This is a genomic window from Botryobacter ruber (assembly GCF_003347595.2).
GTDB lineage: Bacteria > Bacteroidota > Bacteroidia > Cytophagales > Hymenobacteraceae > Pontibacter > Pontibacter ruber_A.
Map to the genome: position 1 here is coordinate 19,588 of NZ_QCZK02000018.1, position 20,835 is coordinate 40,422.

Genomic DNA, 20,835 nt, shown 5'->3' on the forward strand with positions numbered 1-20,835 from the left:
AAAAGATAAAGCCATGCGAATCCCGGAATCAGAACTGATCCTGAACCCTGACGGATCGGTATACCACCTGAACCTGTTGCCCGAACAAATCTCCGATACCATTATCACGGTTGGCGATCCGGAGCGGGTACAGATGGTGAGCAAGTATTTTGAAGAGATGGAGACCCAGGTTGCTAAGCGGGAGTTTATTACCCATACCGGTTACTACAGGGGCAAACGCCTGACGGTGATGTCTACGGGCATGGGCACCGACAATGTGGAACTGCTGCTGAACGAACTGGACGCCCTGGTGAATATCGATTTTGTGTCGCGGGAGCCGAATCAGGAGAAGATCGCCCTGAAGATAATCCGCATCGGCACATCCGGGTCCTTGCAGGAAACTATTCCGGTAGGCAGTCTGCTGGCTTCGCATTATGCGATCGGGCTGGATACGCTGATGCAGTTCTACCCGCTGGAGCAGAGCGAAATCGAGAACACCATCACCCGGAAGCTGCAGGAGGAACTGGGCCTGGGCTTTCAGCCTTACTGCGTAAATGCTTCTCCGACCTTGCTCGATACCATTGCCTACGACATGATACCCGGCAACACCCTCACCTGTCCCGGGTTTTATGCGCCACAGGGACGGAAGCTGCGGGGCGGCCTGCGGAACAAGCTGCTGCTGGAACAGTACCACGCATTCAGGCTAGGCGATTTCAGGCTGACGAATATAGAAATGGAAACAGCCGGCTATTACAGCCTGGGCAGGCTGCTCGGGCACGAGGTGCTGTCGGTAAATGCCATATTAGCCAACCGGGTTAAGCACGAGTTTGCCTCCAACCCGAACGAAATTCTCGACGACCTGATCGTAAAGGTGCTCGACAGGTTATAAAAAGTTCACTGCTCCTGCCACCATTGCCACTGCACCACCTCAATGCGCACAGACGGGAATATCATTTCCTGCAAACAGCAAAAGCCGGCTTTACAACCGGCTTTTGCTGTTTTAGTACAATGCTTTATCAGGTTTTAGAAAATCAATTTTAAAAGAATTCAATGCCGATAATGGATGTAACAGGAATAGCGCATCCTGCTTTCAGGACCAGGTATTTATCATCAACACACCATACGGTCGTCTCCACCCGTTTTTGCTCCCCGTCTACCGGCTGAAACGTAATTTCTACCTTCCCGTGATACGCATTTCCCAGCGAAGAAGCACGATCCAGGTCCAGTCTCCTTTTCTGTTGAGCTTCAGGATCTGTCAGTACATCTTTTGTACTAAAATGGAAGGAGGGAATTTGCTCTTTCTCAACTAAAGGAGCATGGTTAATCAGTGAAGCCATCGTATTTGCTGTTTAAAAGAGTCTATAAAATACACAGTCACGCCGGACAGGGATGGCTTTGCTGGAGCCATCACCTGTAAGCTGAACATTCCAACAGGTTGAAAGCTAAAACCGTAAGAGTTACTTTTATATACTATTTTTAGACACAGAAGGTTGATAAAATGGTATTCACATAAGCTGAATCAGGGAATAATTTTTAGCACTTCAGGTGCAACGGCTATAGGTAGGTTGTGTTTGCAACAGCAACGTTAAGAACCGATCTCCTGTAAAAAAGCCAGCGTATCCACCCCGTCGGCATAGTCCCATACCATCGGGCACTGCGCATCGCCAAAGGCAATACTGTTCTCAAACCAGCCATGGGCCGACACAATGCACTGGATTTTTTCTCTGGCCGCAGCTATTTTCTGCCGCAGGTCTGCCAGCGACGAAAATTTTTCGTAATTCAATACCGAAATCGGCGAAACCAGACTTTCGCTTTCGGTTACCAGCATAAAGCCATTATCGAAGTGCGGCACGCGGTTAACCAGCAGGATGGATTTGTTGTAGTCGTAGTTGTTGCGGTACTTGTGGTGGTCGAGCAGCGAAGCATGCGCTTTGTTGGCTTCAAAAAACTTTTCGAAATTATAATCTTCGGGCACGAACAGCTTGGAAACATTGCGGCAGCCCAGGCCATAGTACCGGAATACATCCTCGCCCAGCGCCTGCAGCTCCCGCTCGTTCTCACGGCCTGTCAGCACGCCAATGCTGTTGCGGTTTTTCCGGATAATGTGCGGCCGTTTGGCAAAGTAATACTCAAAATAACGTGCCGTGTTATCGGAGCCGGTGGCAATAATGGCATCCGCCTCCTTCAGCATCTCCACAAAATGAATGTATTCGGCAAAAGCAGGCTCTACGCTGATGAGCGTGTTGGCAATCCAGCGCATCAGCACCTCATCGCCGGAACTGAGTTTGGCATGCAGCACATGGCCGCTGATCAGTACCGACAAAAAATCGTGGAAGCCTACCAGCGGAATATTGCCGGCCATAACCACGCCAACCGTTTTAGGTTTGATGTGTTTCAGCTGGTAAGGGTAGAGCCACTCCCGCAGGTACTGCTCCTCTAAATAGGTAATTATTCCGTTTAAAGCACAGGAAACATTTTCTTCATCGAACCAGGGGTTCCTGGCAAATGCGGCGGCGGCCAGCGCTTTTCGTTCCTCAGGCGGCAGGTTTTGCAGCTGATTCCCCAGTTTAATAAATGCTTCAATCCTGTTTTCTAATGTCATGACAAACGGTAATTTAAAAAAATATTTGATAAGGATGCTTAATGTTACTAATTTTGTTCTGATTTAAACTAAGAATTACAAAAGTATAAAAAATATCAGGAGATACGATTATGGCAATAATGATCACTGACGAATGTATAAACTGTGGTGCCTGCGAACCAGAATGCCCGAATACCGCTATATACGAAGGCGGCATGGAATGGACATGGGGCGGTGGCACAGCTCTGACGGAAGTGGAGATCGACGGTGGCGAAGTTGTTCCCGGCGATGCGCCTCAGACGCCGATATCAGATGAGTTTTACTACATCGTGTCAGATAAATGTACCGAGTGTATGGGCTTCCACGAAGAGCCGCAATGTGCCGCTGTTTGCCCTGTAGACTGCTGCGTGGACGACCCAGACTACCGCGAAAGCGAAGAGGAACTGCTGGCCAAGAAGGACTGGCTGCACCAGGAGGCCAGCTAAGCTGGGTAACCCTCCGGAACTAACGGAAGCCTGCCTCTTTTGGGCAGGCTTTTTTTATGGCTTTTAAATTCCTAATTTTGCCGTCCACAAGCTAGTTTACGATGTCGACAGGAACAAAATATAACCCGAAGGAAATAGAGAACAAGTGGTACGGAAGCTGGTTGGAGCACGGCTTCTTCCGCTCTAAGCCCAACCCCAAAAAAGAGCCTTATACCATTGTAATTCCGCCGCCAAACGTAACGGGGGTGCTGCACATGGGGCACATGCTCAACAACACCATCCAGGATATCCTGGTGCGCCGCGCGCGCATGCGGGGAAAAGAAGCCTGCTGGGTGCCGGGTACCGATCATGCCTCTATTGCTACTGAGGCCAAGGTAGTGGCAATGCTGCAGGAGCGGGGCATTCAGAAAAGTGACCTCACCCGCGAAGAGTTCCTGGAGTATGCCTGGGAGTGGAAGGAAAAGTACGGCGGCATTATCCTGGAGCAGCTCAAAAAACTGGGCGCCTCCTGCGACTGGGACCGCACCCGCTTCACGATGGAAGAAGACTTGTCGGCTGCCGTAATCGAGGTGTTTGTGGACCTGTACCGCAAAGGCCAGATTTACCGCGGCGTGCGCATGGTAAACTGGGACCCGAAAGGCGGCACCGCGCTTTCCGACGAAGAAGTAATCCCAAAAGATACCATGGCCAAAATGTACCACCTGCGCTACGAGGTGGTGCGCGATGTGGACGATGTACTCAACGAAGGGGTGCCAGCTTACATTACGGTAGCTACCTCGCGTCCGGAAACAATAATGGCTGACGTGGCAGTGGCTGTAAACCCCAACGATGAGCGTTACAAGCACCTGCACGGCAAAAAAGTGCGTATCCCGCTGCTGGGCCGCGCCATCCCGGTTATCCTGGACGAGTACGTGAGCATCGACTTTGGTACAGGCGCCCTGAAAGTAACACCAGCGCACGACCTGAACGACTACGAACTGGGCCTCAAACACAACCTGCCCATCATCGACATCCTGAACGACGACGGCAGCCTGAACGAGAAGGCGCAGCTGTACGTGGGACAGGACCGTTTTGCCGCCCGTCGCAATATTGTAAAGGACCTGGAGGAAGCGGAACTGCTGGTAAAGATAGAGGAATATGCCAGCGTGCTGCAGACCTCCGAGCGTACCGGTGCCGTAATAGAGCCGCGGCTGTCGCTGCAGTGGTTCTGTAAAATGGATGCCATGGCAAAGCCGGCTATGGAAGCCGTGATGGAAGATGAGATAAAGCTGCACCCGCCCAAGTTCAAGAACATGTACCGGTCCTGGATGGAGAACATCCGCGACTGGTGTATTTCGCGCCAGCTGTGGTGGGGACAGCGCATTCCGGCCTACTACCTTCCCGACGGTTCGTATGTGGTAGCATGCTCAACGGAAGAGGCCCTGGAACTGGCCCGCCATGAGAGCGGAAACGCCGATTTGCAGGCAGAAGATCTGCGCCAGGACGAAGACGTGCTGGATACTTGGTTTTCGTCGTGGCTGTGGCCTATTTCGGTGTTCGATGGCTTTAAAGATCCCGATAACAAAGATATCCAGTACTATTACCCGACCAACGACCTGGTTACGGCTCCTGAAATCCTGTTTTTCTGGGTAGCGCGTATGATTATGGCCGGTTATGAGTTCCGCAACGAGCCGCCGTTCCGCAACGTGTACCTGACCGGTATCGTGCGCGATGCGCAGGGCCGTAAAATGTCAAAATCGCTGGGCAACTCACCCGATCCGCTCGACCTGATAGAAAAGTACGGAGCAGACGGGGTGCGTACCGGCATGCTGTTCAGCTCGCAGGCCGGCAACGACCTGTTTTTCGACGAGAAGCTGATAGAGCAGGGGCGTAACTTCAGCAACAAGATTTGGAATGCGTTCCGGCTGATCAAAGGCTGGGAAGTAGACGAAACGCTGCCTTGCCCGAACGAAACGGCGATCAGGTGGTTCGAGTCGCGCTTTAACGCTGCCTTTGTGCAGATCGAAGACCACTTCAGCAAATACCGTATTTCGGATGCGCTGCTGTCGGTGTACAAGCTGGTGTGGGACGATTTCTGCTCCAACTACCTCGAAATGATCAAACCGACCTACCAGCAGCCAATCGATAAGGAGACGCTGAAGGCAACCGTTGGCTTTATGGAGCAGGTTCTGAAAGTGCTGCACCCGTTCATGCCCTTCCTGACCGAAGAGCTGTGGCATGAACTGAAGGAGCGTAAGGAGCTGGAGTACATTATTGTAGCTTCCTGGCCTAAAAAAGACCGGTTCAATAAGGAAATAATCGACCAGATGGAGAGCGTGCTGAAGGTGGTGGCTGCTATCCGGAATGTGCGTAACTCCAAGAACATCCCGAACAACAAGTCGCTCGACCTGTCGGTGAAACAGATGGGCCAGCTGGACTATGCACCTTTCCTGGGTATCATCCGCAAGCTTGGCAACATCAGCGAGATCAGCTTAGTGCAGGAAAGTGTGGAGGGCGCTATAAGCTTTGTGGAAGCCGGCGATGAGTTCTTCATCCCGATGGAAGGCAACATTGATGTGGCGGCAGAGCGTGAGCGGCTGCTCAAGGAGCTGGAGTACACCCAAGGCTTCCTGAATTCAGTAACCAAGAAACTGAGCAACGAGCGCTTTGTGAAAGGGGCGCCAGAGGCAGTCATTGCCAACGAACGCAAAAAGCAAGCCGATGCCGAAGCCAAAATAAAAGCGCTGGAGCAAAGTCTGGCAGCGCTGTAGAGGTGTGAAATTTCAAAAAAGCGGCTGTTCCGGATGACGGGGCAGCCGCTTTTTTTTTTGCTGCAGCAGCCACCACTCCCGCTGCTCCTCAATTTACGGCTTCTTCTGCAGGCTTGAGACCAGTTGCTCTATCTCCTCCACAAAGCCAGGGAAGACGGCGCTTAATCCCTCTTTTTGCTTGCTATAGATAATCTCCACCTTTCTGTGATCAAGAATGTAGGTGAGCAGTCCCTGGTCGGCTTCGGTAATGTAGAGCAGTTTCTGAGGATTTGATTTTGTAGCAACAGCATAGGTCCTGAACGTAAAGGTATTATTGATTTTCTGCGGCGTAGGCGGCCTGTTTTCGAGGTACCGCTGCATAATCACCGTGTCGAGCTGCACCGTGGTTTCTATCTGGAAAATAGCCTGAATTTCCCCGTCATCAAACTCCCACTTGTTTACCTGGTGGTTTCCGTGCTTCGTGCTGGAATAGGTGCCGTTGGTGAGGCTGGTGTTCGCAACTATTTTAAAAAGCTGTAAGTCATTTTCCACTGTCTGCAGCGATGGCGCCAGCGAAGCATTATCGCTGATGAAATACTGGGAGTTTCGCAGCAGCTTCAGATCCTGCTCCATGTCCTGCGCCAGCCTGAAAGTATCGGGCTGGGTGAACAGGAGTGAGAAGTACAAAGGCAGTAAGGTCAGAAATAGCGGCATAATCTTCTTTAGCTTTTATCTACCTGTACTCAAAACCCATGCCTTTCGTTAGCTTCTTGGTCTTTTGATAGTAGCGTGTTGACAGAATTAACTACATCGGCAATGAAATCCTCCGTAACTGCTGTCTGTTTACCCGATAAAAGCGACTCGTGAAGGGTAAAAATTTTTTGTAACCTCAGGTAACTTTGTACCAATAGTGGTGCTTCTGAATAGTTATTGTCGTTTATCCGGATACTAAGGACATCATTTCTCTCCTTGCTAGTGATCTGTACCAGGATATAATCACCGGTACGATTTACAACCTGATTGCTGATGATGAGGGCCGGTCGTAATTTCTGTTGTGTTAAATCTGTAAATGGAAATTTAATCCAGACAACATCGCCTCTATTGTAGGTCATTTTTTTGTTGCTTCACCCGCTTCTGCATTATACAACTGGTCATATCTGTCATCCTCTTCTGAATCCCAGTCTTCCGCTAAAGACTTTTGAGAAAGTAATGTTACTTCATCTACAGGTTCTTTTTCCTCAAAAGATTTTATATAACGCAGATTCTCGAGCAAACTCTTTACGATTAAAAAGTCAGCATCATTTACTGTTATTTCTATCTTTTTCATTTCGCAATTTTTTTTCCAGGTAAAAAGCTCGATTTTTTATATTTTACGGAACTACGGCTGATACTGATAAGGACAATCAATCTGTACATCCTATTTATAACATCTGCCATCCTAATCCGGTTCTACAACCGCGAGCTATCAACTACCCGCCAGTTTATCTTGCCGTTGTTTACCTCATACTTTAGCAGCATATAGCCGCCGTTGTGGCCGTCTTCGTAGTAGGCCAGGGCGTAGCGGTCGTTCAGGATGCGGCTGTCGCGGATGGTCATGGTACCGCCCATCGTGCCTTCGGCAGGGATGAGCTGCTGTTGCTTTCGGTTCAGGTCGTTCATGAGGTCTGCTTCGGGGTTTTTCAGGCCTTTTTTCTCGAGCTTCCGAATGTCGCTCTCGCTCAGCACACCCAGCTGATCTACGAAATCTACACCACCCGGAGGTACCAACGTCATGGTATCGGGCGGCAGTACCATCTCCTCCAGCGAGTCCAGTTGGGTTTGTTGCTGCGCCAGTTGCTGATTTGCTTCTTCGAGTCGGGTATCTGCTACTGTTAAGCGGCCTTCAGCTTCGCGTTGTTCCCAGTAAAAGTAAAAGGCCAGTGCCAGGAAAACAGCGGCCAGTAGCCAGGGTAAAAGGTTTCTCATAGGTTTAGGTTAAATTCAGTCTGTAAACGGAAAAAGCTAAAACAGGGTAACGTGACTTCGAAAATCATTATAAAAACGCTGCTGCACCTGCCACCACATCCACTGCTGCTCCCGGAGCGCGTAAAGCAGTTCGCAAAGCAGCAGAAATCAAAAATATAGCCTGCCCCGGTAACAGGAGCAGGCTATATTTTTTTGCCAATCCAATTCATGCCGTAGCCTGAAATCAGATGATGGTATTCGGATCGAAGTTTTCGAGGTAATCGGCAACGCGGCGCACAAACATGCCGCCCAGCGAACCGTCAACCACGCGGTGGTCGTAGGAGTGCGACAGGAACATGAAGTGCCGGATACCAATTAAATCGCCTTCGGGTGTTTCGATAACGGCTGGTTTCTTTTTGATAATGCCCAGCGCCAGGATAGCCACCTGCGGCTGCATAATGATCGGTGTACCCATCACGTTTCCAAATCCCCCTACATTCGACATGGTATAGGTGCCGCCGGATAAATCGTCGGGCGTGAGTTTGTTCACCCGTCCACGGTTAGCCAGGTCGTTTACTTTCTTGGCAAGACCGTTCAGGTTCATCTGATCCGCATTTTTGATGTTGGGCACGATCAGGTTGCCATTAGGCAGTGCTACCGCCATACCGATATTGATGTCTTTGTGGCGGATAATCTTGTTCCCCTCCACCGACACATTGATCATCGGGAAATCTTTGATGGCCTTGGCAATGGCCTCGATAAACAGCGGTGTAAAGGTTAGCGGCTCGCCCTCGCGTTTTTTGTACGCATCTTTCCACTTGTTGCGCCAGTTTACCAGGTTGGTAACGTCTGCCTCCACAAAAGACGTAACGTGGGCCGAAATACGCCGGCTTTCGAGCATGCGCTCGGCGATCATGCTGCGCATGCGGTCCATCTCAATAATCTCGTCGTTGCCGCTGTAAGAAGAGGCCGGTGCAGCTGCAGGCTGTGTCTCTGCTTTAGGCTGTGACACAGTGGCTGTTGCCGGTTCCGTCGGTTTGCTTTCCGGAGCAGCTGGCTGAGGGGCAAGGTGGCGGCTTTCCAGGTAGGCCAGAATGTCTTTTTTGGAAACGCGTCCTTCGCTGCCGGTGCCGGGCACATACTCCAGTTCCTGCATCGAAATGCCTTCTTCGCGGGCGATGTTGAGCACCAGCGGCGAGTAGAACCGTCCGGAAGCAGGTCTCTCTAAGCGGGCTACAGGAGCAGGGGCGGCTGCTTTGGCAGCAGGCTGTTCGGCAACAGCAGGGGCAGGAGCCTCCTCGACAGTGGCAGCCGCCGGCTCAGTAACAGCAGGTTCGGTGGCGGCAGGAGCATCGGTAGCTTCAGCAGCTCCGCCTGTGTTTATGATGGCAATAGGTGCACCTACGGCTACTATATTGCCTTCTTTCACTAATATTTCTTTCAGTACGCCGCTTTCGATGGCTGGTATTTCTGTGTCTACCTTGTCTGTAGCTACCTCCAGCACCGATTCGTCTTCTTCAATGGTGTCGCCCTCCTTTTTGAGCCATTTCAGAATGGTGCCTTCCATGATACTTTCGCCCATTTTGGGCATTACCATTTCTACAAGTGCCATGCTTTGTTAGTTATGATCGTAGTTCGATTTTCGCTTCTTAGTAATTGATTCGGGTAGTTTCCCGAACAGTCTGGAATCAAGGCAGAAGTAACAGGTGTTAGTTTTTTCTGTACCGGACCTGCGTGTTGAGTCCGGATTGCTGCTGCCTCAATACCCGAACAAAGGTAAGGATTTTGGGCTATTCCTCAACGGTCCGGGTTAAACTTTGCCGGATGAGGTTGAGCGCTGCCATGGCGGAATACTCGATGTTGAGTGCCCGGTCTTTGTTAAACCGGAGCAGTTTACTCACGGTTTTTTCTTTGTCGGCGTACGCAACCCAGACCGTGCCTACAGGTTTATCTGGTGTGCCGCCTCCCGGACCGGCTATGCCGCTCGTGGCAACACCCACATCGGTCTTAAATTTCAGGCGCACCTGCTCGGCCATCTCCCGTACCACGGCTTCGCTTACGGCACCGTTTTCGGCAATGGTTTCCGGTTTTACGCCGAGCTCCCGTATCTTTACATCGTTGTGGTAAGCTACCATGCTGCCAATGAAGTACATGGAGCTGCCGGGGACGCTGGTGAGGCGGTGGGCGATATAACCGCCGGTGCAGCTCTCGGCCGTGGCGATGGTGTAGTTGCGGGCATTCAGCATCATCCCGACCACTTCCTCCAGCGTTATTTCGCCGTAGGCAAAAATGTGGGGAGAAATAAGATCGGTCAGCTGCGCCAGTTGCTCCAGCAGCTCGTCTTCCAATTGGTCGGGATCAGGGCCCATGCCGGTCAGGCGGAGGCGTACGCCGCCCAGGTGGGGCAGGTAGGCCAGCCGGATGTGGGGGGGCAGTTTTGTTTCCCAGGCTTCTATTTTTTCTGCCAGAAACGATTCGCCGATGCCTACCGTCTGCACAACTTTATGAATGATCTCCGGCGTGTTAAAATGTCCTTTCAGCTTCGGAAGAACCGTGTCGGTCATCATGCGCTTCATCTCAAACGGCACGCCGGGCATCGACACAAACACTTTTCCTTCTTCCTCAAACCACATACCCGGCGCTGTGCCCAGCACATTTCGGACGGGGGTGCAGCTGGCCGGCAGAAAGGCCTGCTGGCGGTTTAGTTCGGTAAGATCACGGCCGCGTGTTTTGAAGATGTGCGCCACATCCTCCAGCGACTGCTCGTGCAGCACCAGTTCGGTGTTGAAATAGGAGGTAAGCACATCTTTTGTCAGGTCGTCCTTGGTTGGTCCCAGTCCTCCTGTTATTAAAATAATATCGGCCCGGGTTTTTGCATCGTCCAGGGCAGCGACAATATGAGCGGCTTTGTCAGATATAGACGTAATCTGCTGTACTCTGATACCGATTCTTGTTAATTCAGTGCCCATCCAGGCCGAATTAGTATCCACAATCTGCCCGAACAGGATCTCATCCCCAACCGTAATTATCTCTGCCTTTACTTCCTTCATATTGTTTTTGGTCTGATTTATGCGTATCCACCTTTATATCCTAAAATTAAGATGTTCTAAGTTATGCGAAAAATTGTTTATACTTCTTTTTTAGCGCTTTTATTGGGAGCTTCGGCCTGTACCGTAGCCGATGTGCAGCGAACCGTGGATGGTGTGCTGGCCGGAACCGGAGGCCCTGTTACCCGCGATGAGGTTGCTGCAGGGCTGCGCCAGGCGCTGGAAAAAGGCATCCGCAGCGGTTCGGACCAGGCTTCGCAGGAAGATGGCTACTACCGGAACCCGCTCATCCGGATCCCGTTTCCGGAAGAGGTGAAGCGCGTAGAGAATACGTTGCGGCAGGTTGGTTTGGGCAATGAAGTAGATAAATTTATTCTGACGCTTAACCGTGGCGCCGAAGATGCTGCCAAAAGTGCAGTGCCTATTTTTGTGTCAGCGATCAAACAAATGACCATTGCCGATGCCTGGGCCATTCTGAAAGGCGATAAGGATGCAGCTACCCAATACCTGAAGCGCACCACCTCTTCGCAGCTGCGCGATGCCTTTATGCCGGTGATGCAGCGCTCGCTCGAGAAAACAAATGCCACCAAGTATTACGCAGACATTGTTAACTCCTACAACCAGATTCCGCTGGTACAGAAAGTAAACCCCAACCTGAATGAGTATGCGACACAGAAAGCCATGGATGGCCTGTTCCTGCTGATAGCGAAGGAAGAGGAGAACATCCGCGAAAACCCGATTGCCCGCACCACAGAGCTGTTGCGGAGGGTTTTTAGCCGGGAAAATCAAACCTGATTTGGCTAAGGCATAACATAATTTTACCTGCCGGAGCGCCCGCTTTACTTCAATGTAGTGCGGGCGCTTTTATTTTTCAGAACTTTACAGGCCGATTAAAAGTACAATACAGCAAACTTTAAGTACCCAAAAGATAGCTTGTTGTAATATCGGGAATATGGAAAAAGCACTATTCAACTACCACCCCATCCGGAAAGAAAAAGATCTGGATGTCCTGCTGCACGAAGTTGGCGATGCGCGGGTTGTTATGCTGGGAGAGGCATCGCATGGAACATCGGAGTACTATACCTGGCGCACGGCCATCTCCAGGCGCCTGGTAGAGGAGAAAGGCTTTAATTTTATAGCTGTGGAAGGGGATTGGCCCGAGTGCTATACCGTGAACCGCTTTATTAAAGGATACCAGAAATCGGGGAGCAAAATTGCCGATGTGCTGCAGGTGTTCAGGCGCTGGCCCACCTGGATGTGGGCGAACTGGGAGGTGGCTGCCCTGGTAGAGTGGATGCGCGACTTTAACCACCTGCGCAGCATAAACGAGAAGGTCGGCTTTTACGGGCTGGATGTGTACAGCCTATGGGAATCGCTGGAACAGGTGCTTCAGTCGGTGGAGCAGCGGGGAGGCAAAGCCGCTGAAGCTGCCCGGAATGCCATGCAGTGCTTTGAACCTTACAACCGCGACCCGCAGAATTATGCACGTGCTACAGCCTTTGTTCCTACTGACTGCGAGGATGAAGTGATTGAGATGCTGCAGCGCGTACTCAAGCAGCCGCAGTTCCCCGATGATGCAGAGCATGACTTCAACTCGAAGCAGAATGCACTGGTTGCCGTTAACGCCGAAAAGTATTACCGCACCATGGTGCGCGGTGGGGTGTCGTCGTGGAATGTACGCGATACGCACATGATGGAAACCCTGGACCGCCTCCTCGAGCTGCACGGCCCGCAATCAAAAGCTATTGTCTGGGAGCATAACACGCACATCGGCGACGCCAGCGCCACCGATATGGCCGACGAAAACATGATCAACATCGGGCAGCTGGCCCGCGATAAATATGGCCCCGAACATGTAAAGCTGGTTGGATTTGGTACGTACAAGGGCAGCGTGATCGCAGGTAAAGCCTGGGGAGCGCCTATGCAGAAAATAGATGTACCCGAAGCGGTACCTGGCAGCTGGGAAGAAATACTGCACCGCATCAGCGACGAAGATAAACTTATCCTGTCCCGGGATTTATGGGAGGTACCGGAGCTGAAGAAGCGGATCGGTCACCGGGCAATCGGGGTTGTATATGATCCGAAATTTGAACAGTTTGGTAACTATGTGCCAACGATCATCCCCGGACGCTACGATGCTTTTATTTACTTCGACGAAACAGAAGCCGTTCACCCGCTCCACATGAAGATCCGCGGCGCCCAGGAACCTGAGCTGTATCCGTGGAACTATTAGAAGTTAGAGAGTTTGGGAGTTAGAAAGTTTAAGAGGTAGAAAAGTAGAAATTTTGTAGGGGTTGAAGATTTTCAACCCTGTAACAGAGAGGTAGAGTGGTTGGGGGGATGGCTGTAGAGACGCGGTGCCCGCGTCTCCTGCACGAACCACAGGCAAATCCAATCAATCCTGCTATTCCTTAAATCTTCTTAATCTTGTTCAGACAAATCCAATCCTGAAAATTCAAAAATTCCGTAAATCCTGATTCAGACAATTAATCGAGCACAATCAAAATCAAGTAAATCAGAAAAATCACCGTAAATCAAAGGTTCAGACAGAGGAGCAGAGGCAATGGTGGCAGGAGCAGAAAGAAGTTTTTTTGTCTGAACCAGGATTTACCAGATTAGTGGATTAACAGGATTAGTTTTGTCTGTGAATCGTGAAAGGGTTGAAAATCTTCAACCCCTACAAAATAACTACCTTTTTACCTTTCTAACTCTCTAACTCCAAAACTCTCTAACTTCCTCACCCTCTTTCGATAAGGAAAATGATGTAGCCTATGTAGATGAGCAGGAAAAGAATGCCGTTCCAGCGGTCGATGGTGTTGCGCCTGCCGATCGGGAGCACGATGATCAACAGTGTACTGGCAAAAATCATCATGATGATGTCGGAGTTGCTGATTACGTTGAACGGTATCGGGTTGATAATGGCACTGATCCCCAATATCCAGAGCAGGTTAAAGATGTTGGAGCCAATCACATTTCCTACGGCTATATCAATATTACGGCGGTAGGCAGCCACTGCTGACGTAACCAGTTCCGGTAACGAGGTACCAATGGCAACTACAGTAAGCCCGATAAAAGATTCACTCAGGTTAAATACGCCGGCAATCGAAACAGCGCTGTCAACCACCCATTTTCCTCCCAGGAAAAGCCCGGCTCCTCCTAATGTAATGTAAGCAACAGATTTTCCTAAAGACATAAAAGGAGTTGCCTGCTCCAGGCCCGGCTCGTTGTTGGTTTTAGCAACATTGTAAATATAGGCCATAAACAACACAAAGAAGAAGAGCAGGATGCCGCCGTCGATGCGGCTGATGTAGAGCTGAGTTTTGTCGCCAAAAAGTACGGCATTGGCCAGGAAGCCCACCAGCAGGGTAGCAATAAGTGAAAAAGGGATTTCGGTTATGACCGTGTTCCGTTTGATGGGCAGCGGGCAAATGATAGCGGTAATGCCGATGATCAGCAGCAGGTTGGCCACATTGCTTCCAAATACGTTGCCTATTGCCAGCTCCGACTGCCCCTGCAGGCTCGAGAGAATGTTGATAATAAGTTCCGGGAGCGAGGTGCCAAAAGAAACAATGGTCAGGCCCACCACCATATCCGGAATCTCGTAGCGCTTTGCGATAGAAGAAGCACCTGTTACCAAAGTGTCTGCACCCTTTATCAGCAGCACAAAACCTAGCAGAAGCAGAAGAAATGTCAGCATTTTACCACATGAATTGGAGACAGAAATGATGTTGCGGGGGGGGGGGGGCTGCAGCGTTACATAAAAAGAAGGCTGCCTGCAGCTTTCGCATCAGGCAGCCTTTGTACGTTCAGCTCCGGTGTACGTTATTGCATGTTATGGTAAACTGCCTGAACGTCGTCGTCTTCCTCAATTTTCTCCACCAAGTTCTCTATCTCTTCAGCCTGTTCGTCGGAAAGCTCTGTCCGGGTGTTCGGCACACGCTGCAGTTCGGCACTTATCACGTTTAGCTCTTTTTCTTCCAGCGCCTTCTGCATCGCTCCAAAATCGGTGAAAGCAGTTTCGATAATGATTTCGCCTTCGTGCTCATAAATTTCCTCCGCCCCGAAATCGATCAGTTCCAGTTCCAGCTCCTCCAGGTCTACTCCCTCGGCAGCTACTTTAAATATACCTTTCCGGGTGAACAGGAAGTCGAGCGAACCGGTTTTGCCTAACGAGCCGCCGGCACGGGAGAAGTAAACGCGCATGTTGGCTACCGTGCGGTTGATGTTGTCTGTGGCTGTCTCCACCAGTATCGCGATGCCATACGGGCCGTAGCCTTCGTATACCACCTCTTCGTAATCTTTCTCCTCTTTGGAGGAAGCCCGTTTGATGGCAGCTTCCACTCTGTCTTTTGGCATGTTCACACCTTTCGCGTTCTGCATCGCAGTGCGCAGGCGTGCGTTGGACTCGGGGTTAGGACCGCCTTCTTTTACGGCCATTACGATCTCTTTACCTAAGCGTGTAAAGGCCTTCGACATTTTGTCCCAACGCTTAAATTTACGTGCTTTTCTGAATTCAAATGCGCGTCCCATAGTATCGGTTATGTGTAATTACACAAAGTTAGGCATTTTTTTAGTTATTCGTTATTGGTTATTAGTTATTGGGGAGGGCATGATAAGTTAGAAAGTTTAGGAGTTAGAAAGTTAGAGAGGTAAGAATTTTGAATCTTGTTTATCCTTCAATCATTTAATCGTGTTCAGACAGGAGCAGTGGCTATGGTGGCAGGAGCAGACAGAAGTTTTTTGTCTGAACCTGGATTAACCACATTAGTGGATTAACAGGATTGGATTTGTCTGTGGTTCGTGTAGGAGATTTTCAACCCATACAAAAATTCCTACCTCTCTACCTCCTAAACTCTCAAACTCCTAAACTTTCTAACTCTCTAACTCCAACAACTATTTTCTGGGATGAAAATCGGTGATGTGCAGGCGGTGGTCGCAGAAGCTGTATTCGTGTTCGATGTTGGAGCCTACAATGATCAGGCGGTTTTTTTTGTTCTGGGCGATGTGCTCCTGGTACCAGGCAATGCCTTCCTGGTCGAGGTTGGTGGTGGGTTCGTCGAGCAGCAGGAGGGGGGATTCGGAGTAGATAGCCAGCCCCAGCTTCAGGCGCTGCTTCATGCCGGAAGAAAAGTCTTTCACGAACTTATGACGCGCCTTTACAAGGCCCATCCGCTCGGTGAGTTGTTCCTGGGTGAGCTGCCCGCGCAAGGGCTTAAAACGGGTATGGAAAGCCAGCATCTCCTGTAGGGTAAATTCTTCGACCAGTTCCAGGTAGGGGGCTGTGAGGGAGAGGTAGCGGTAAGCGGCTTCGGGGGCGATGGGTTTATCCTGCTGAAGGTATTCGATGGTGCCTTCGCTGTACAGGTTGTGCCCGGAAATAATGGTAAGAAGGGTGGATTTTCCGGAGCCATTGTGGCCCAGAATCGCGTAGGAACTGTCTGCCTCAAAGGTATAGGTCAGGTTCCGGAAAATCCACTCGTAATTATAGCGTTTGCCTAACTTGTGTAGGTTAATCCGCATCTTTAAAGTTGTAGCTCTTGATAATGCCGCGGCCCGAGTTGCGCAGGAAGTTGGTTACTTCGTCGCGCTCGGTGCTTGGGTTCAGCTCCAGCTCAATTTTGTCCAGGGCCTGCGAATTATTCAGCCCGTTCATAAACAGGATGCGGTAGAGCTGCTGAATTTCGTTTATCTGCTCGCTCACGTAGCCTCTGCGGCGCAACCCAACAGAGTTAATGCCTGCATAGGAAAGTGGTTCGCGGGCAGCTTTTACGAACGGCGGCACATCCTTCAGTACTTTGGAGCCGCCGGAAATAAAGGCATGGGCGCCAATTTTTACGAACTGGTGCACCGCACTCGTCGCACTGATGATGGCATAATCGTGTACCTCCACGTGGCCTGCCATCTGCACGGCATTCCCGATAATGCAATTGTTGCCTACCATACAGTCGTGGGCAACGTGGGCATAGGCCATAATGAGGCAGTTGCTGCCCACCACGGTTTTCATTTTATCCACAGTGCCACGGCTAACGGTTACAAATTCCCGGATAACGGTATTGTCGCCTATATGCGTGGTGGTAATTTCACCGGCAAACTTCAAGTCCTGGGGTACGCAGGAAACCACGGCGCCAGGAAATATTTTACAGTTTTTGCCGATGCGGGCGCCCTCCATAATTGTAACGTGAGGTCCGATCCAGGTGCCTTCGCCAATCTCAACATTTTTGTGAATGGTGGTGAAGGGCTCTACTACCACATTCTGCGCAATTTTTGCTTCGGGGTGGATGTATGCTAAAGGCTGGTTCATGCGTCTTTTTTTACGATACTTGCCGACATTTCTGCTTCCATTACCAGTTTGCCTCCCACAAAGGCCTGACCTGCCATTTTGGCGATGCCACGCTTAATAGGAGCCAGCAATTCACATTTGAATATAATGGTGTCTCCGGGAAGAACTTTGCGTTTGAAACGGCACTTGTCAATCCCCAGGAAGTAAGGCCAGTAATCTTCAGGATTTTCAACAGTATTCAGAACGAGGATACCGCCTGTCTGCGCCATGGCTTCTATCTGCACCACGCCCGGCAGCACAGGGTTGCCGGGAAAATGGCCCGGGAAGAACGGCTCGTTCATGGTGACATTTTTAATGCCTGTAACCGAGGTTTCGTCCAGGTGGATGATCTTGTCTATCAGCAGGAAAGGGTAACGGTGTGGCAGTGTAGCGGCAATCTGGTTGATGTCCATTACCGGCGGCTTTCTGGGGTCGTAGGTCGGAACGTTCTGTATGCTGGACTCTTTAATCAGGCGCTTCACTTTTTTGGCGAAGGCAATGTTGGCTGCGTGACCCGGACGAGCTGCTAAAATCTGTCCTTTCAGCGGTCTGCCAATCAGGGCAAGGTCACCCATCAGGTCCAGGAGCTTGTGGCGGGCCGGTTCGTTTTTATAGCGAAGTTCGGTATTGTTCAGGATACCTTCTTCTTTCACTTCAACTTTTGGTTTGTGCAGCAGGTCGGCCAGGTAATCCAGCTCCTCGTCCTGCACCACACGGTCCACAATCACGATAGCGTTTCCGAGGTCGCCGCCTTTTATCAGGTTCTGCTTAAACAATGCTTCCAGTTCGTGCAGAAAACAGAAGGTTCTGGAAGGAGCAACTTCCGCTTCAAACTGGTTAAAATCGGTAATAGAAGCATGCTGGCTTCCCAGGACAGGTGAGTTGTAATCCACCATCACCGTCAGACGGTAATCGTCGAGCGGGAGGGCGGCAATTTCAACACCACGGCTGTCGTCTTTGTAGCTCAGGCCTTTGGTAATTTCGAAATAGTTGCGCAGGGCGTTCTGCTCTTCCAGGCCAACACTTGCCAGGGCTTTCACAAACTCAATCGCGGAACCATCCATAATAGGCGGCTCAGGACCGTCGAGTTCGATCAGTACATTGTCGATCTGCAAGCCTACCAGGGCGGCCAGTGTATGTTCTACAGTATTAACCCGGGCCCCGTTCTGCTCGATGGTAGTGCCGCGCGAAAGGTCAACTACATTGTCTACATCAACATTTACAAGAGGCTGACCAGGCAGATCCACACGCTGAAATTTGTAGCCGTGGTTGGCAGGCGCAGGCTTAAACGTCATGTTAGAAACTACACCCGTGTGTAATCCAATGCCCGATACCGTTACCGGAGCCTTAATGGTATGCTGTTTTTCGTTCATTAATGAAACAGTAGTGTATCGTTTTGTTTGTAACCAGCCACCGGTGGGGCAGCCGGAACTGCCGTGCTAAGGTACTGGTTTTGGGCGCAAACACTACGCGCCTGCAAACTTAATATATAATAGCGGGTCTTGCTACTTTTATTTATAATCACCGGATAAGTCAGGTTTACCCTTCGGTAAATTTTCCTTCGCGCAGGCTTTCCAGCTCGCGCTGCAGTTCGGGTAATTTCCGGAAAACAGCCAGTGCGCGCAGGTTTTGCTTGTAATCGAAGGCCGGAGAGCCCTGTATAATGGTGCCGGGTTCTTTTACCGATTTGCCCACACCCGATTGCGCCCCTACCGTTGTTCTGTCGGCGAGGGTGATGTGGCCTACAATGCCCACCTGGCCTGCCAGTACGTTGTAATTGCCGATCTTGGACGAACCCGAAATGCCTGTCTGGGCCGCGATAACGGTATGGTGACCCACTTCCACGTTATGGGCGATCTGTACGAGGTTATCAATCTTGGTGCCTTTCCGGATAATGGTAGAGCCCATGGTGGCGCAGTCGATGGTGGTGTTGGCGCCTACCGAGATATCGTCTTCCAGTACCACGTTGCCAATCTGCGGGATGGTTTTATAGCTGCCGTCCTGCTGGGGAGCAAAGCCAAAACCGTCGCTGCCAATCACGGCGCCGGCGTGTAAGGTGCAGTTGCTTCCGATTACGGAATTGGTATAAACCTTTACGCCTGCAAACAGCGTGGTATTGTCGCCGATGGTTACGTTGTCGCCGATGTAAACCTGCGGGAAAATGCGCACATTGTTGCCGATGGTGCAGTTGTGGCCGATGTAGGAGAAAGCGCCGCGGTAGTGGTTTTCGCCGACCTGGCTGTTTTGCCCGAGAAAGCAGGGTTCTTCTACGCCTGTTTTAGAGGCCAGCAAAGCCGTCTGGTAATAACTTAAGAGGGTAGAAAAGCTGGTATAAGGGTCCGGAACCCGGATTAAGGTAGCGGCTACCGCTTTCTTGAGTTCAAGCTTATCGGAAACGATAACGGCACTGGCGCCCGTGGTATAGAGATAAGGCTCGTATTTAGCATTTGACAGAAAGGCAAGAGCACCCGCCTGAGCTTCCTCGATCTTCCCTAAACTGTTTACTTTTACCTGGCTATCCCCCTCAATCGTTCCCTGGAGCAGGTCTGCTATCTGTTGAACAGTAAATTCCATTTTGTAAAATTAGACCAAAAAATTAAATCTGCTACTACCTTGGGGGCGCAAACTTACTAAAATTATAACCCCGGTGTATAACGTCGGGCTACATATAATTATGCACATGGCCTGAAAAAACCGGACCGGTTTGTTCTGCGCTGTTTGGCAGGATATACAGTTGCGGCAGCGTTTTCTGCAAATGCAGTCAGCTATTGCATTTTTTGCTGTTCGGTAAGCTGCTGATCCCTTTCTTAGGGGCAGCAGAAATAAAAATAAGGAGCAGAGGCTATGGTGGCTGCTGCAGCAGATCAGAGACTTAAATAAAACAGGCTGCATGTACCTTGTCCGTGCTCACAAATACAGGAAGAGGGTGTAAATGCCGGGCTGCGATAAATTATATAAGAGCGGGTGCAACCATATCGGGGTTTTTACGCAAAATATACTAAACTTAACCTATCATCATGAAAAAGCTGTTTACAATACTTTTTATATGTTTTATGCTAGTGCCGGGGGCGCAACAGGCCTGGGCGCAAACCAACACCCCGGAAGCCCTGAAAGAAGGCTATGGCATGCACGAAGGCAAGATGATCCATATTGCCGACGGAACCATCACTCCGATGGAAGAAGATGTGACCATGGAAGATGGTACCAAGGTGATGCAGGATGGCACCGTGGTACTGCCCGGTAAAAAACCGCAGAAACTCCGCGAAGGGTATGCTGTTAACAAAATGGGTAAAATTGTGCTGCTCGAATACGATATGATGAAGCCCGAAGCTATCCAGAGCCATTCCCAGCGCATGCTGGGCAACACGGCAACGCAGATTATCACAACAGGCGATAGCACCATTGTCGTGGTGGACCCTTCCGAAGCTGGTAATACGGGACAGCTGACCACCGATCACTCCCGGCGCTCTGCTCTGATTTCGGAAAAGAACAGCCTGGTAGTGCAGAAAGCCGAACTGATGAACAGGCTGAAAACGAAGGAAATTCCAAAGAATGAAGAACTAAAAACGATCAATGCCCGGCTTAAACAGATTGACCAGGAACTGAAATCGTTAGAGCCACAGCCTGCGCAGGAGCAGAAAGCGGAAGAATAAAACTGTTCTGCAGCCGCCACCACAGCCTCTGCTCCCGGCAAAACAGGAGCAGAGGCTGTGGTGGCGGCTGCAGCAAAGCGTTTACACCTGTTTTACGG

At 50.5% G+C, this 20,835-nt stretch carries 20 protein-coding genes; 6 read left to right on the forward strand and 14 right to left on the reverse strand.

Features of this window, described 5'->3' with window-relative positions:
* Nucleotides 1–13: 13 nt before the first annotated feature.
* The gene (locus tag DCW36_RS04085) at nt 14–868 is read left to right on the forward strand and encodes a nucleoside phosphorylase (RefSeq protein WP_114783137.1); all 855 of its coding nucleotides are present in this window, start codon (nt 14–16) and stop codon (nt 866–868) included.
* Between the two features lie 148 nt (nt 869–1,016).
* Here the strand turns inward: DCW36_RS04085 and DCW36_RS04090 are convergent, their stop codons facing one another.
* Nucleotides 1,017–1,316: a hypothetical protein gene (locus DCW36_RS04090; RefSeq protein WP_114783138.1), complete on the reverse strand. Its 300-nt coding sequence runs from the start codon at nt 1,314–1,316 to the stop codon at nt 1,017–1,019.
* Between the two features lie 248 nt (nt 1,317–1,564).
* Nucleotides 1,565–2,581, reverse strand: a complete 1,017-nt coding sequence (locus DCW36_RS04095; RefSeq protein WP_114783139.1) for an acyl-CoA reductase — start codon at nt 2,579–2,581, stop codon at nt 1,565–1,567.
* Nucleotides 2,582–2,691: 110 nt separating this feature from the next.
* Between DCW36_RS04095 and DCW36_RS04100 the strand changes: the two genes are divergently transcribed.
* Together DCW36_RS04100 and DCW36_RS04105 are read left to right on the forward strand one after the other, a co-directional pair.
* Nucleotides 2,692–3,045, forward strand: a complete 354-nt coding sequence (locus tag DCW36_RS04100) for a 4Fe-4S binding protein (protein WP_114783140.1) — start codon at nt 2,692–2,694, stop codon at nt 3,043–3,045.
* Between the two features lie 101 nt (nt 3,046–3,146).
* The gene (locus tag DCW36_RS04105) at nt 3,147–5,795 is read left to right on the forward strand and encodes a valine--tRNA ligase (protein ID WP_114783141.1); all 2,649 of its coding nucleotides are present in this window, start codon (nt 3,147–3,149) and stop codon (nt 5,793–5,795) included.
* Nucleotides 5,796–5,888: 93 nt separating this feature from the next.
* Here DCW36_RS04105 and DCW36_RS04110 read toward each other — a convergent pair whose 3' ends face one another.
* From DCW36_RS04110 to DCW36_RS04135, 6 genes are all read right to left on the reverse strand, one after another.
* Complete coding sequence (locus DCW36_RS04110) at nt 5,889–6,488, reverse strand: hypothetical protein (RefSeq protein WP_240676043.1); 600 nt, start codon at nt 6,486–6,488, stop codon at nt 5,889–5,891.
* Between the two features lie 29 nt (nt 6,489–6,517).
* Nucleotides 6,518–6,886 (reverse strand): type II toxin-antitoxin system PemK/MazF family toxin, encoded by a 369-nt coding sequence (locus DCW36_RS04115; RefSeq protein ID WP_114783143.1) that lies wholly within the window; start codon nt 6,884–6,886, stop codon nt 6,518–6,520.
* Nucleotides 6,883–7,101, reverse strand: a complete 219-nt coding sequence (locus DCW36_RS04120) for a hypothetical protein (RefSeq protein ID WP_114783144.1) — start codon at nt 7,099–7,101, stop codon at nt 6,883–6,885. The genes DCW36_RS04115 and DCW36_RS04120 overlap by 4 nt, the downstream gene beginning before the upstream one ends.
* Before the next feature lie 122 nt (nt 7,102–7,223).
* Nucleotides 7,224–7,739 carry a hypothetical protein gene (locus tag DCW36_RS04125; protein ID WP_114783145.1) on the reverse strand — a complete coding sequence of 172 codons (516 nt, stop codon included), beginning with the start codon at nt 7,737–7,739 and terminating at the stop codon, nt 7,224–7,226.
* A 223-nt stretch (nt 7,740–7,962) separates the two neighbouring features.
* The gene (locus DCW36_RS04130; RefSeq protein WP_114783146.1) at nt 7,963–9,330 is read right to left on the reverse strand and encodes a dihydrolipoamide acetyltransferase family protein; all 1,368 of its coding nucleotides are present in this window, start codon (nt 9,328–9,330) and stop codon (nt 7,963–7,965) included.
* 178 nt (nt 9,331–9,508) lie between these two features.
* On the reverse strand, nt 9,509–10,768 hold the full coding sequence (locus DCW36_RS04135) for a competence/damage-inducible protein A (protein ID WP_114783147.1): 1,260 nt from the start codon (nt 10,766–10,768) through the stop codon (nt 9,509–9,511).
* A 63-nt stretch (nt 10,769–10,831) separates the two neighbouring features.
* On the opposite strand from DCW36_RS04135, the gene DCW36_RS04140 reads away from it, so the two are divergent.
* Nucleotides 10,832–11,560, forward strand: a complete 729-nt coding sequence (locus tag DCW36_RS04140; protein ID WP_114783148.1) for a DUF4197 domain-containing protein — start codon at nt 10,832–10,834, stop codon at nt 11,558–11,560.
* A 157-nt stretch (nt 11,561–11,717) separates the two neighbouring features.
* The gene (locus DCW36_RS04145; RefSeq protein ID WP_114783149.1) at nt 11,718–12,998 is read left to right on the forward strand and encodes an erythromycin esterase family protein; all 1,281 of its coding nucleotides are present in this window, start codon (nt 11,718–11,720) and stop codon (nt 12,996–12,998) included.
* 504 nt (nt 12,999–13,502) lie between these two features.
* Here the strand turns inward: DCW36_RS04145 and DCW36_RS04150 are convergent.
* From DCW36_RS04150 to lpxD, 6 genes are all read right to left on the reverse strand, one after another.
* Nucleotides 13,503–14,462: a calcium/sodium antiporter gene (locus tag DCW36_RS04150; RefSeq protein WP_114783150.1), complete on the reverse strand. Its 960-nt coding sequence runs from the start codon at nt 14,460–14,462 to the stop codon at nt 13,503–13,505.
* 125 nt (nt 14,463–14,587) lie between these two features.
* Entirely contained in the window at nt 14,588–15,295 is a 708-nt protein-coding gene (locus tag DCW36_RS04155) for a YebC/PmpR family DNA-binding transcriptional regulator (protein WP_114783151.1), read from the reverse strand.
* 363 nt (nt 15,296–15,658) lie between these two features.
* Nucleotides 15,659–16,285, reverse strand: coding sequence for an ABC transporter ATP-binding protein (locus tag DCW36_RS04160; protein ID WP_114783152.1), 627 nt, complete (start codon nt 16,283–16,285; stop codon nt 15,659–15,661).
* Nucleotides 16,275–17,066 (reverse strand): acyl-ACP--UDP-N-acetylglucosamine O-acyltransferase, encoded by a 792-nt coding sequence (gene lpxA, locus DCW36_RS04165; protein WP_114783153.1) that lies wholly within the window; start codon nt 17,064–17,066, stop codon nt 16,275–16,277. The genes DCW36_RS04160 and lpxA overlap by 11 nt, the downstream gene beginning before the upstream one ends.
* Nucleotides 17,063–18,457 carry a bifunctional UDP-3-O-[3-hydroxymyristoyl] N-acetylglucosamine deacetylase/3-hydroxyacyl-ACP dehydratase gene (locus DCW36_RS04170; RefSeq protein WP_114783154.1) on the reverse strand — a complete coding sequence of 465 codons (1,395 nt, stop codon included), beginning with the start codon at nt 18,455–18,457 and terminating at the stop codon, nt 17,063–17,065. Before DCW36_RS04170 ends, lpxA begins: the two co-directional genes overlap by 4 nt.
* 166 nt (nt 18,458–18,623) lie before the next feature.
* Complete coding sequence (lpxD, locus tag DCW36_RS04175) at nt 18,624–19,658, reverse strand: UDP-3-O-(3-hydroxymyristoyl)glucosamine N-acyltransferase (RefSeq protein ID WP_114783155.1); 1,035 nt, start codon at nt 19,656–19,658, stop codon at nt 18,624–18,626.
* Nucleotides 19,659–20,101: 443 nt separating this feature from the next.
* Here lpxD and DCW36_RS04180 point away from each other — a divergent pair, with 443 nt between their 5' ends.
* Nucleotides 20,102–20,737 (forward strand): DUF6799 domain-containing protein, encoded by a 636-nt coding sequence (locus DCW36_RS04180; RefSeq protein ID WP_125185453.1) that lies wholly within the window; start codon nt 20,102–20,104, stop codon nt 20,735–20,737.
* Nucleotides 20,738–20,835 lie beyond the last annotated feature (98 nt).